Raw genomic sequence first — 12,519 nt, forward strand, 5'->3', positions numbered from 1 at the left:
TCGCGCGCCGTCTTTTTCCTTTTGGCATTAATATCCGCAGATATCAACTTACTAACAATGATCTGCAGAAACCATGTCCGATATCCTGGAACCCGTCCCGCCGGTCGTCTCGACCGAACCTCCGCCACCCGAGAAAAAGCCGCGCCGGTGGGGCCGCTACATTTTGTATGTGTTGGCTACGCTGGGCGTGCTGGCGATCGTGCTGGTCGGCGCCGCGTTCTATAAGGCCAATCAGGGGCCGGTGCTGGTCAAGATCGACGAGGCTGCCTCAATCGACGAATCGATGACACGCAACTACGGCAAATATTCAGCTGAACGAAAAGGCTGGATGTACGTCGACCAGAATAACCAGCCCTTCCTGGTGCGCGTGGTGCAGCAGGCGCGGATTGAGGCGGTTGGCGCCAGCGATGAGCTGTACTTCGTCACCAGCGGCATCCCGCTCAGCGGCGAAGCCACCGGCTTCTACGGCGTGTTCCAGATCCGCTCGGACGGCAAGGGCGGCGATGGCCTGGTCGAGATTAGCGACCCGGTGCGCGAGCTTTACGAAGTGCCGTTGAAGCCGGAAAACGTCCACTTCGAGGCGCTGTCCGAGACGCTGTGGGGCTGGGTGATCAAGGTGCAGAGCGGGCTAGAGCCGAAGCATGATCGTGTGACGGTAAGCAATGTGGTGCTGGCGCCGCACGGCGAGAGCATCGCCGAACTGGCCAAGTTCCGTGCCGCAGCCGACGCCGATCCCGGCAAGGATTGCGCGCAAGCCAATGCCGAATACGCGGAATGGGAAAAGCTGGTCGAGCGCTACACCAAGCGCTCCCCGGACGCCACCGACGAGGAAGTGGCCGCCGGCGCCGAGGCGGTGCAGCATCAGCCGGTTCGCTGCGAGCATGCGCGCTGGACCTATGCCACGGCGCCGGTCAACGGCCCGTTCCCGGGACCGTTGACGGTGACCGCCAAGGGCTCGCAATACGGTGCGCCGATGGAACCGAAGCGCTGGAAGCTAATGTTCGACAACAAAGCGTTTGTCTACAACGTGCCGGAGGAGTTGATGTACGAAGACCAGTACGGCGAAGAAGAGTAAAGCGTTCCTGCCTTGGTCCTGCACTGAGTTATTTCGCAGTCAGTACCAGCGGCACGGCCCGCGCCCAGCGGTTGGACGACAGCGAGAACGTCAGCGCGCGCACCTGGTGATACCAGCCGGCCGGCACATACAGCATGTCGCCCGGCTGCACCAGCACCTCGATCAGCGTGGCCTGGCGCGCCAGCGGGAAGCTGTCGTAGTCCGGTGCTTCCGGATCGAACGGCGAACCGAACAGCATGGCGCTGGCTTCCCTGGTGTAGAGGAATTCATCATGATGCGGGGGCGCCAGGAAGATGCGCTTGGTGCCCCAGATCTGCGCGAAGATATTGTCGTCGTAATCGCAATGCAGCGGCGTCAGCGTGCCGGCCGGGCCGACCCAGAAGCGCGCCGGGCCCATCTTGTCGAACCAGGTCGGCCAGTGGCACATGCTGTTCAACTCGCGCAATTCCAGATTGCCGAGATAGGGCGGCAGGCCTTCGGTGCGCGCGGCCAAGTCCAGATACTCGGCCATGGTCATGTCCTGCATGGCGCGGTCCGGCGCGAAGGCGGTGGTGATGTAATCGCCGACGCGGGCGCGCACCGCCATGTGGCCGTGCTTGTCGCGCAGCAGGTCCGGTGTGTGGGCGCTCAGCGGCCAGCGTCCGACCACGCCATCAATCAGAAACGGCAGCCCCTGGGCGGCGCGCTGGCGAAAATCGGCGGCGCTGAGTCCACGCACGCGTGGCACCGCGGTCATGGCCGGCAGCGCGCGTGCGGTCTGCTTGATCGCTTCGCGCATCGCATGGATGGAACTGACGCCACGCACTTGCGCATCGCGCTGCTCGCGCGCCAGCTTGTTGGCGGCCGCCTGTTCCGGCGTCTCGGTGGCCAGCACGCGCGGCGGCAGGTTCTTTTGCTTTCTTAACATCTCAGACTTGTATTCTCGGTGGGGGCGCCGCCATTGTAGCCCCGGCTTACTCGCAGACAAAGAACACGACGTCGCCAGCCTGCTGGCCGGGCAATGTGGTGGTCAGCCGGCACTGTCTGGCTTGCAGCGGGATCGGCTTGGCCAGCAGGATGCGCGACTGGCGGTAAACGCAGGCCATCCAGTACGGCGCCGAATCGGGCGGCAGACGCCACAATGTGACTTCGGTTTCGTCATGGCGCTCGGTCTGGTTCGGTACAAGATTGCCGCCATCGCTGGGATGCTCGGTGTACACCGTGACAGTGGTCAACGTGGCCGGCGGCAGTTCGCTGTCGGTCACCTGCTCCCACGAGCGGTCGCTGGTATGCGTGGTTTGCGCGATATCGATCACGCGCGGGCAGTCGAAAACCAGCGGCGCCGCGGCTGCGGGCAGGGTGGACAGCAGGCTGGCGACGACAAGCGGTAGATGGCGCACGGCGGCTCCTGGTTGACGGCGGGCCTTCCTTTATAGCGCCGCGCGCCGCCGCGCATATTGCGCAAGATTCAGGAAAACGCCTGCCACACCAGCCAGGCGTTGGCGGCCGAGATGACGGCGAACAGGAACCAGGCCAGCGTCGTGGTCCACCAGGCGTTGACGAAGTTGCCCATGATGCGGCGCTGCGATGTCAGACTGACCAGTGGGTACATGGCGAACGGCAGTTGCATGCTCAGCACCACCTGGCTCAGCACCAGCAGGGTGCCGACCGAGTGTTCGCCCAGCACGATGACGCCGATCATGGCCGGGATCAGCGCCAGGCCACGGGTAATGGCGCGCCGCTGCCAGCACGGAATTTTCAGCTTCAAAAAGCCTTCCATGATGACTTGCCCGGCGATGGTGCCGGTGAAAGTCGAACTCTGGCCGGACGCCAGCAGCGCCAGGCCGAACAGGATGGCGGCCAGCGCGGTGCCGGCCACCGGTTCCAGCAGGCGGTAGGCGTCGTCGATGTCGAGCACGCGGCTGCTGCCCGGCTGGTAGAACGCGGCCGCCGCCAGCACCAGGATGGCGCCGTTGATCAGCAGCGCCAGCAGCAAGGACACTACGGTGTCGATGCGCGACAGGCTGATGGCTTCGCGCCGCGCTGCATCGTCGCGCCGCACCACGCGCGTTTGCACCACCGACGAATGCAGGTAGAGGTTGTGCGGCATGACAGTCGCGCCAAGAATGCCGATGGCCAGGTACAGCGGTTCGCGCGACGACAGCGCGCTGAGCGACGGCACCAGCCCGGCCGCCACCGCATGCCAGTCCGGCTTGACGAACACCAGCTCGGCGAACAGGCAGATCGCCACCGTCAAGATCAGCCCCAGCACGATGGCCTCGACCTGGCGGAAGCCTTTGCCTTTCAGGCCCAGCACGATCAGCGTATCGAGCGCGGTCAGCGCCACGCCGACCGGCAGCGACACGCCGAGCAGCAGCTTGAAGGCCAGCGCGCAGCCCAGCACTTCGGCCAGGTCGCAGGCGATGATGGAAATTTCGGCGAAGCCCCATAGCGTCTTGCCGACCGCCGGCGAATATTGCTCGCGGCAGTGCACGGCGAGGTCCTTGCCGGTGACGATGCCGAGCCGCATGCTCAGGCATTGCAACACGATTGCGGCCAGGCTGGACAGCACAACCACGAACAGCAGCTGGTAGCCGAACTGCGAGCCGCCCTGGATCGCCGTGGCCCAGTTGCCCGGGTCCATGTAGCCGACCGAAATCAGCAGGCCGGGACCGGCGAAGCGGATGACTTTTTTCCAGAACGGATCGCCCTCGGGCACCGCGACGGTGCCGGCGACTTCGGAAGGGCAGAACGGCGCGGTGGCCGTGGTGGGCAGCTTGAAGGGCAGGGAGAACATAGGCATCCTGAACAATGATGCCTGCATTTTACTGGACGCAGAGGGACGCCGTCCCTCTGGCATTGCGCGGATTACTCGGCGGCGTCAGCGCCGTGGCACTTCTTGAACTTCTTGCCGCTGCCGCAAGGGCAGTCGTCGTTGCGGCCGACTTTCGGCTCGTCGCGCTTGACGGTCTCGACCGCAGGCTTGCGGCGCGGCACCCAGAATTTGTAGATGGCCGGCAGGTTGGCTTCCAGTTCCTGCGCCAGCTTGTGGGCCTTGACCGGATCTTCCACCAGCGGCAGTTCCTCTTCCTCGATCTCGTCGGCGCCCAGCAGGTAAATAGGACGCATCAGGTCGCCCACTTCGGAGTCCCAGATCGGGTCCCACGAACCCGGACGCAGCTCCATGCCTTCCCAGAAGCCCCAGCACCAGGCTTCGGCGTCGATCAGGGTCTGGCCTTCGTGCTCGTGCTCGACGAACAGCGGCTCGAATTCCTTCGGCGCCACTTCAAACGTCACCAGCACTTCGTTCATGAAGCGCATGATCAGCTCGAGGATGCGTTGTTCTTCCTTGTCGTGCTTGAACTTCGGCACGTCGGTTTCTTCCTTGCCCCATACTTTTTTCAGCCATTCGGCCGGCATGATGGTTTCCGGGCCGATCGCGATGGCGGTCAGGTAACCATGCAGGATGTCCATGGTCATGGCATCTTCAGGGCTGCGGTCGGACAGCAGGAAGCTGTCCAGTTCGTCGAATTCTTTTTCGCTCAAAGGCTGGTCGAGTTGCATATTTTGCTCTTTTTATTTGGGGTAAGCAGACAGTATACACGCCGCGCCCCGTACAATGGCGCTTATGACCGAATCCGCCTCCCATTCTCACCCTTATTCCTTGTTAAGCCCGGACTGCGTGCTTGACGCCCTCGACAGCATCGGCCTGCGCGGCGACGGCCGCCTGCTGGCGCTCAACAGCTATGAAAACCGCGTCTACCAGGTCGGCATCGAAGACGACAAGCCGCTGGTGGTCAAGTTTTACCGGCCCCGGCGCTGGAGCGACGACGCCATCCTCGAAGAACACGCGTTCACCCAGGAGCTGGCGGACGCCGAAATTCCAGCAGTGCCGCCGCTGGCGCTGCATGGCACCACGCTGCACCTTCATGCCGGCTTCCGCTTTTCCGTGTTCACCCGCCACGGCGGCCGCGCGCCGGAACTGGGCGACCCGGCGGTGCTGGAGTGGACCGGCCGCTACATCGGCCGCATCCACGCGATCGGCGCCGTACGACCGTTCGCCCACCGGCCGGCGCTGGACATCGACACCTTCGGCACCGAGCCGTGCGCATTCTTGCAGGACAATGATTTCATTCCGCTGGACCTGAAGGCGTCGTACGCCGCGATTTCCCAGCAGGCGCTGGACGGCGTGCGTCGTGCCTATGATCGCGCCGGCGAACTGCCGCAGTTGCGCCTGCACGGCGATTGCCACGGCGGCAACGTGTTGTGGACCGACGCCGGCCCGCACTTTGTCGACTTCGACGACGCCCGCATGGGGCCGGCGATCCAGGATCTGTGGATGATGCTGTCCGGCGAGCGGGCCGAGCAGGTGCGCCAGATGAGCGATATCCTGGCCGGCTACGAGGATTTCGGCGACTTCAACCCGCGCCAGATGCACCTGGTCGAAGCGCTGCGCACCCTGCGCCTGATCCATTACTCGGCCTGGCTGGCGCGGCGCTGGGATGATCCGGCCTTCCCGCAGGCATTTCCTTGGTTCAACACCCAGCGCTACTGGCAGGACCGCATCCTGGAGCTGCGCGAGCAGGTCGCGCTGATGGACGAGCCGCCGCTGGCGATCTGACCAATCCGAGAATAGGCGGGTGTTTCCGCCTCTTCTTACGGCTCGGCTAGCCTGATGGGTCCGTGATAATGAGAGCTCGGAAAATCCTCTCAGCGAGACTCTCATGCAAGCACAACTGGTCAAACAAGAACGCGACGACGCCACCCTGCTGCCATTGCCGATGGCCAGCGTGTCTGCAGACGACAGCGCTGTTCCGGCCCAGTTGCCGCGCGCCGCGATGGAAATGAAAGCCATCCAGGAAGCCATCGCCCGGGTCGAAGCCGAAGCCAAGGCCGCCTGCGCCGCCGAGAGCCGCGCCCACGCCGAATCCCGCGCCCGCGCGCTGGCCGAAGACCGCGCCGCCATCGACGCCGCCGCCGCCGCCGTGGCGCTGCAAAATGCCCAGGCCTCGGAAGCGGCGATCAGCGCCAACCAGGAACGGCTGGAATCGATGCGCGCCGCCGCCCAGGCCAGCGTGGCCCGGCTGGACGCCGTCAAGCAGGAAACCGCCGGCCTGCGCGCGCGGGCCGAAGCCGACAACCTGATTCGCCTGGCGGCTGAAGAACGCACCCGCGCCGAAGAAGAAAACCGCAAGCGCGCGCACGAACAAATCGCCACCGACGCCGAACTGGCGCAGCAGGCCGCGCGCGCCGCCGCCGAATTGCAAGAGCAGACCGAACAGGCCCGCCTGCAGGCGGCCGAACGCGTCGCCGCCGTCCAGGCCGCCAAGGAAGAAGTGGTCGGCATCGCCTCGGCCGACGCCCGCGTCGCCACGCTGGCGCGCGAACGCGAACGCCACGCCGCCGGCGCCCGCCAGACCGCCCAGCAACTGGCCGAAGCCGAAGCCGAAGCACTGGAACTGACCAAGCAGCGCGAACGCGCCGACAAGATCGCGCTGGAAGCCGCCTACAAGCGCTCGGCCGCCGAAGCGCGTGCGCTGGAAGAAGCCCGCGCGCTGGCGCACCTGGAGCAGGAGCGCGAACAAATCGCCCAGGCCAAGGCCGAATCCGAGCACAGCGCCGCGCAATCGCTGCGCCTGCGCCTGCAAACCGAGAAAGAAATCCGCGACACCGCCATCCACCGCGAGCGCATGGAAGCGGTGGCCGCCGCCAGCGCGCAAGCACGGCGCGAAGCCGACGCCCGCATCCTGGCCGCCACCGAAGCGCGCCTCGAAGTCGACAACCAGCTGCGCGCCGTGGCACTGGCCCGCGCGCAGGCCGAAGAGGATGCCGAACTGGCCACGCTGACCAAGGTCGAAGCGGAAAGCGCCGCACTGGATCAGGCCAAACAGCGCCAGGCCGCCGACGCTGCCGCCGCCGACGCCGCCCGCGCCGACAGCCTGGAACAACAGCGCGCCGCCGAGCTGGCCATCGAACGGGCCGCTCTGGCACGCGCCGCCACCGAGCTGGCCGCTAGCCAGAACGCCGCCGAGCAGGCGGAAATCGCCACGCTGGCGCAACACGTCGAAGCGCAGAACGCCGCGAACGCGCTGGCCACCGAACGTGCCGGCCGCGCCGCCGCGCTGCTGCAGGCAGAGCAGGAGCGCGCCGCCACCGAACAGCAGGCCATCGTCGCGCTGAACGCCAAACTGGACGCTGAACAACGCGCCACCGACGCCGCGCAACAGCGCGTGGCCGCCGAGCGCGCGCAAACCGAAGCGCTGCGTCAGCAGCAGGAAGCCGAGCAACGCCTGGCCGCCGCCGCCGAGCAGCAAGCCGAAGCGTCGCGCGTGCTGGCGGCGCAAGTGTCGGCCGAAGCCGAACAGAAAGCCATCTCTGCGCAAGCGCTGGCAGCACAAGCGCGACTGGCGGTAGAGCTGGGTGCGGTGCACGCCGAACGCGCCCGCGTGGAACAGGAAAAAGCCGTCAAGGCGGAAGAACTGCTGATTGCCGAACGTGCATTCATCGAAGCTGAGCGCAAATCGCTGGCGCTGATCGACCAGAAGCTGACGCAGCAGCGTGTCACCGCCGCGTCCGAAGTACGCGCTTCGCAAGCCATCGCCAGCCGCCTGGAAGCGGAGAAGAACATCGCCGCCAGCGCCCGTCAGCGCGCCGACGAAGCCCAGGCTGAAGCGCAAGCCATGCAGCAGCGCGAGCAGGCCGAGCAGGAAGCGACGCAAGCCGTTGCCGACAAAGCTGCCGCCCAGCAAGCGCTGCTGGCGACCGCGCAGGCGCACGCCGCCATGCAACGCAAAGTCGCCGACACCACGGCCGCGATGACCGCCGCCAAACAACAATTGCTGGAACTGGAAACCCGCCGCCTGGGCGCCGCGCAAAAAGTGTTGGCGTCGGTGCAGGCCAAAGTGACGGCGGAAGAAAACAACATCACCACGCTGGACGACGTCCGCGCCCGCAAGGAAGCGGCCCGCCAGAACCAGCCAGCCGAAGCCGGCAAAGCCGTCTGGCGCGCCCGCTAAAACTCCGGAGTTTAGAAGCTGTAGCCGAGGCCGATCAGGAAGAGGTCGGCGTCGCGGTGGTAGTCGGTGACCACGCGGTTCCATGAGGCTTGCGCCACCACGCGTTTGGCCAGGTGGTAGCGCCCGCCAATGCTGACCAGCCCCGCCTTGTGTGAACGCTGCCCATCGGCATCCGGCACCTTGGCGTTGAAGTAGGGACCAGCCCCCATGCCCAACTCGACTTTCTGATTCAGCGAACGGATCAGCCACAGCTGCGTGGCGACGCCGTTGCGCTTGCTCTGCGGGGTGTTGCCTTCGGTGATGGCAGTAACCGTCCAGTCTACATATCGGCCGACCGCGCGCCGGTATTCCAGCGCCGCAATGGCGGAGGTCTCCGAACTCAGGCTGTTGTTAATGCCCTGGCCGGCCATCAGGGTAAGCGCTTCGTCCGTGGTCGGGCCGCCTTCCAGATGCAGTTTGTCGCCCTTGACGCCGTTGAACTGGTAGCCCACGCCCAGCAACACCGAGGTGGTCGCGTCTTTGCCAGACGGCGAAATGCGGTTGATCTGCACCTGGTTGTACCAGCGGCTGTCCGCGTAGTGGTAGGTCGCTTGCAGGCTGTAGATGGGGGCCCAGCCGTGGTCGTTGGTGTACTTGGTGGTGCTGTCGCTGTGCAACTGGCTGGTGTCGAAGTAGAAGTACTGGCCGGCGCCGGCGCCAAAACTCCAGCCTGGCTGGTTGGGACCGGTCCGGACCCACACCTGGCCAGCCACGCCGTCGCGGTGGTGGTCGGTCGGGTGGCCTTCGTTCAGATAGAGCACGCTCAGCGCCAGGTGTTCGTTGACGGGGTGGGTGTAGGAGGCGCCGGCGCTGAAGGTTTGCTCGTCGGCTTCTTTGACGCGCAGTGTGCCGGCGTAGCCGGTCAGTTCCTGGGCCGGCGCAATCGCCGCGGCCGCCAGCGCCACAGCGCCTAATAGAATGCGTTGCATAGAATTTAATTGATGTCCGGCAAAAGGCCGAGTTTACCGGAAATCAAAAAATGCCGTCTGACAGTAGCGCAAAATGGCAGTCTTGCTTTTGTGTTATGGCTGCACGCCGACCTTGGTAATGTAATACTCGGTTTCGCCGAAGCACTGGGTCGGAACGCCTTTGTGCTGGGCGTAGCTGAGGATGACGCGCTTGCCAGTGGCGTTGGTCAGTTCCTTGGCCACTTGCGGGTCGCGCACGCTGAATTCAAACTTTTCCGGAATCGCACCCGGCATCGAGGTCAGCAGGATTTCGCCTTCCCAGGTCTTGCACACCCAGCCGCGGGTGGAGAATTTTTGCAGGTAGCCGGCGCGCTCGCCGTCCGAGTACGAGATGTGCAGCATGGCCCAGGTGTAGGCGGCCATCAGCAGTGCTGCGGCGGCCAGCAGGCCGATGAAGGTCAGGATTACGCGTTTGGATGTGGTCATGGTGAGCCTGGGTTATGCAATGAACGGGATGGTATCACGCGGCGTTCTGGCGCTTGTAGCGCACCGACGACCACAGCGACACCGCGATAAACGCCACGCCGGACAGGCCGGTAAACCACTCTGGAATATGGTATTTGACGCTGGCCAGCATGATCAGCGCCAGGATGCCGATCGCGTAATGCGCGCCATGCTCCAGGTAGACGTATTCGTCCAGCGTACCTTTGTGCACCAAAAACACCGTCAGCGACCGCACGAACATGGCGCCAATGGCCAGCCCCAGCATGATGACGACGACGTCGGTGGTGATGGCGAAGGCGCCGATCACGCCGTCGAAGCTGAACGAGGCGTCCAGCACTTCCAGGTATAAAAAGCCGCCGATGCTGCCCTTGGCCACAGCCGCAACGATCGGTGCGACGCCAGCTTCGGTGACGTCGTCGTCATCTTCCGGCGGGTCTTCTTCCAGCAACGAACTGATCCAGCCGACCGCCAGGTAGACGATGACGCCCACCACGCCCGCCGTCAGCACCTTGTACTGCTCGGCGTCCGCCACCAGCGACACGCAGGCAAACACTGCGGCCAGCGCCAGCAGCACCGCCAGGCTTTCGGTACCGTGCTGGCCGAGTTTTTCCTCGATCCAGCCCAGCCAGTGCAATTCTTTTTGGTCGTCGAACAGGAAGTTGAGGAACACCAGCAGCAGGAAGGCGCCGCCGAAGGCCGCCACTTCGGCATGGGCGCCGGTCAGGTACTTTGAGTACAACTCGGGCGTGGTGGTGGCCATATGCCACACTTCCAGCAGGCCCAGGCCGGTGGCCATGGAGACGATCAGCAGCGGGAAGATCAGCCGCATGCCGAACACGGCGACCACAATCCCGACCGTCAGGAACAGCTTGCGCCAGAATTCGTTCCAGTGGCGCAACACCGAGGCGTTGACCACGGCGTTGTCGAACGACAGCGACACTTCCATGATGCCCAGCACGGCGGTGATCCACAGCGCCTGCACCAGTCCGTTGACGCCACCGTGGTTGTAACCCCACCAGCCGGACAGCGCCATGAGGACGAAGGTGACGAGGAACGAGATTCTGAAGTGTTGCATGGTTATCTTTATTGAAATGAGAGCAAGGGGGATTTTATATTACTTGCTTCCGTCGCTGGGTTGCCATCTGCCATAATGTCGCCACAAAAATGTTAAGGATTTAACGATGGACATCGCTTACCTCGTCACGCCGCTGATTACCTGGGTCACGGTGGGGCCGATCAAGTTCCTGATTAATAGTGTCAAAGCACGCAAATGGGCGTTCAACCTGGTCGGTAACGGCGGTTTTCCGAGCAATCACAGCGCGGTGGTATCCAGCATGGCGACCCTGATCGCGTTGCGAGAGGGCATCGGCCACCCGGCCTTCGGCGTCGCCGTCACGCTGTGCTTTATTGTCATCATTGACGCCAACAGCCTGCGCCAGCACGTCGGCAAGCAGGCCGCCGCCATCAACCGCCTGGCCGAAGGCAACGACAAGCACAAGTGGCTGCGCGAGCGCATGGGCCATACGTTGGTGGAAATCGCCGGCGGCCTGTGCACCGGCATCGCCATCGGCCATATCGTCCACGCGATTTTCGGCCGCGGCTGATTCCCCTCCGGCCGGACGCTCTGTCCGGCCTGTCCGCCAAAGCGGACACTTTTCCCTTCCCGGCTTTACCGTTCATCCCCGTATTCGGCATTTCAGCCACAAATTCTGCCGTCCATCGCACTATGATTGACCTGATAACGTCGGTCGCGGATACTCCGTGCCCTGTAGTCTGGCTAAATTTTTAAGAAGCACTTAATAAATCTCGGAGAACTTTATGTTGCGTAAAACCCTGTTCGCTCTCGCCATTGCCTCCGCCCTGGTGGCGTGCGGCAAATCAGCCAAGGAGCCCGAGAAAGGCGCCAGCGCGTCCGCCTCGGCAACCGCAGCGAAAGACGAGAAAAAAGTGACCTTGCTGATGTCGCCGGAAGATACATTGACCATCGAGTCGGACGCGCTGGCGTCCGGCCCGGTCATTACCGGCTCGATCCAGCCCGAGCGCCGCGCCGACCTGCGCGCCGAAGTGGGCGCCATCGTGCTGCAGGTGCTGAAGGAAAACGGCGAGGCCGTCAAAAAGGGCGATGTGCTGCTGCGCCTGGACGAGACTTCGATCCGCGACGGCCTGACCTCGGCCGACGAAGCCACCCGCGCCGCCGAGCAGACGCTGGCCCAGACCCAGCGCATGTACGAGCGCCAGAAAACCCTGCTGGCGTCCGGCATGGTCTCGACCACCGCGCTGGAAGACGCCGAAGTGCGCCGCAACAACGCCCAGAGCGACGTGGCGGCCGCCAAGTCGCGGTCGGTGTCGGCGCGCCAGCAGCTGACCCGCACCGTGGTGCGCGCACCGTTTGACGGCATCGTCAGCGAACGCAAGGTGTCCAGCGGCGACACCGCCCAGGTCGGCAAGGAACTGATCAAGGTGATCGACCCGTCCAGCATGCGCTTCGAGGGCATGGTGTCGGCCGACAAGATCGGCGTGGTCAAGCTGGGCCAGCCAGTGCTGTTCCGCGTCAACGGTTATCCCGATAAACAATTCAACGGCAAGGTCAAGCGCGTCGATCCGGCCGCCAATTCGGTGACCCGCCAGGTCGAAGTGCTGGTGGATTTTGCCGACAATGTGCGTCCCGGCGTGGCCGGCCTATATGCCGAAGGCCGGGTCGAAGCGCAGACCACCTCGTCGCTGATGATCCCGCCGTCGGCGCTGGTCCAGGCCGGCGACAGCAATTATGTGTGGCGCATCAAGAATGGCGCGCTGGCCAAGGTGCCGCTGAGCATCGGCACCCGTGACGAACGCACCGGCCGCTGGCAGGTGTTGAGCGGCCTGCAGTCGGGCGACATGGTGGTGCGCGTACCGGCGTCCGGCTTCAAGGATGGCCAGAAAGTCGAACTGAGCACGCCGAAGGCGGTGGCATCGGCCTCGACGCCAAAAGTGTCGGAAAAATAACAGGATAAATCGC

General features: G+C 64.4%; 12 protein-coding genes. 5 read left to right on the top strand and 7 right to left on the bottom strand.

What is annotated here, in order from left to right; translation table 11 throughout:
- Nucleotides 1-73: 73 nt before the first annotated feature.
- Nucleotides 74-1,075 (top strand): hypothetical protein, encoded by a 1,002-nt coding sequence (locus HH213_RS20000; protein WP_169113397.1) that lies wholly within the window; start codon nt 74-76, stop codon nt 1,073-1,075.
- A gap of 28 nt (nt 1,076-1,103) precedes the next feature.
- Here the strand turns inward: HH213_RS20000 and HH213_RS20005 are convergent, their stop codons facing one another.
- The 4 genes from HH213_RS20005 to HH213_RS20020 all read right to left on the bottom strand — a co-directional run bounded on the left by HH213_RS20005 (nt 1,104) and on the right by HH213_RS20020 (nt 4,618).
- On the bottom strand, nt 1,104-1,982 hold the full coding sequence (locus tag HH213_RS20005; RefSeq protein ID WP_169113398.1) for a cupin-like domain-containing protein: 879 nt from the start codon (nt 1,980-1,982) through the stop codon (nt 1,104-1,106).
- A gap of 46 nt (nt 1,983-2,028) precedes the next feature.
- Entirely contained in the window at nt 2,029-2,454 is a 426-nt protein-coding gene (locus tag HH213_RS20010) for an STY0301 family protein (RefSeq protein WP_169113399.1), read from the bottom strand.
- A gap of 68 nt (nt 2,455-2,522) precedes the next feature.
- Nucleotides 2,523-3,851 carry an Nramp family divalent metal transporter gene (locus HH213_RS20015; RefSeq protein WP_110849900.1) on the bottom strand — a complete coding sequence of 443 codons (1,329 nt, stop codon included), beginning with the start codon at nt 3,849-3,851 and terminating at the stop codon, nt 2,523-2,525.
- A 71-nt stretch (nt 3,852-3,922) separates the two neighbouring features.
- Complete coding sequence (locus tag HH213_RS20020) at nt 3,923-4,618, bottom strand: UPF0149 family protein (RefSeq protein WP_110849899.1); 696 nt, start codon at nt 4,616-4,618, stop codon at nt 3,923-3,925.
- A gap of 55 nt (nt 4,619-4,673) precedes the next feature.
- On the opposite strand from HH213_RS20020, the gene HH213_RS20025 reads away from it, so the two are divergent.
- Together HH213_RS20025 and HH213_RS20030 are read left to right on the top strand one after the other, a co-directional pair.
- The gene (locus HH213_RS20025) at nt 4,674-5,675 is read left to right on the top strand and encodes a serine/threonine protein kinase (RefSeq protein WP_169113400.1); all 1,002 of its coding nucleotides are present in this window, start codon (nt 4,674-4,676) and stop codon (nt 5,673-5,675) included.
- 103 nt (nt 5,676-5,778) lie between these two features.
- Nucleotides 5,779-8,070 carry a coiled-coil domain-containing protein gene (locus HH213_RS20030; protein ID WP_169113401.1) on the top strand — a complete coding sequence of 764 codons (2,292 nt, stop codon included), beginning with the start codon at nt 5,779-5,781 and terminating at the stop codon, nt 8,068-8,070.
- Nucleotides 8,071-8,081: 11 nt separating this feature from the next.
- Here the strand turns inward: HH213_RS20030 and HH213_RS20035 are convergent, their stop codons facing one another.
- The 3 genes from HH213_RS20035 to HH213_RS20045 all read right to left on the bottom strand — a co-directional run bounded on the left by HH213_RS20035 (nt 8,082) and on the right by HH213_RS20045 (nt 10,596).
- Nucleotides 8,082-9,038 (bottom strand): hypothetical protein, encoded by a 957-nt coding sequence (locus HH213_RS20035; protein ID WP_169113402.1) that lies wholly within the window; start codon nt 9,036-9,038, stop codon nt 8,082-8,084.
- 93 nt (nt 9,039-9,131) lie between these two features.
- Nucleotides 9,132-9,503, bottom strand: coding sequence for a DUF8785 domain-containing protein (locus tag HH213_RS20040; protein ID WP_110849895.1), 372 nt, complete (start codon nt 9,501-9,503; stop codon nt 9,132-9,134).
- Nucleotides 9,504-9,537: 34 nt separating this feature from the next.
- Entirely contained in the window at nt 9,538-10,596 is a 1,059-nt protein-coding gene (locus HH213_RS20045; protein ID WP_169113403.1) for a DUF475 domain-containing protein, read from the bottom strand.
- 106 nt (nt 10,597-10,702) lie between these two features.
- On the opposite strand from HH213_RS20045, the gene HH213_RS20050 reads away from it, so the two are divergent.
- Nucleotides 10,703-11,125: a divergent PAP2 family protein gene (locus HH213_RS20050; RefSeq protein ID WP_110849893.1), complete on the top strand. Its 423-nt coding sequence runs from the start codon at nt 10,703-10,705 to the stop codon at nt 11,123-11,125.
- A gap of 214 nt (nt 11,126-11,339) precedes the next feature.
- Nucleotides 11,340-12,506, top strand: a complete 1,167-nt coding sequence (locus HH213_RS20055; RefSeq protein WP_110849892.1) for an efflux RND transporter periplasmic adaptor subunit — start codon at nt 11,340-11,342, stop codon at nt 12,504-12,506.
- Nucleotides 12,507-12,519 lie beyond the last annotated feature (13 nt).

The sequence above is a fragment of the Duganella dendranthematis genome (assembly GCF_012849375.1).
Lineage (GTDB): Bacteria > Pseudomonadota > Gammaproteobacteria > Burkholderiales > Burkholderiaceae_D > Rugamonas > Rugamonas dendranthematis.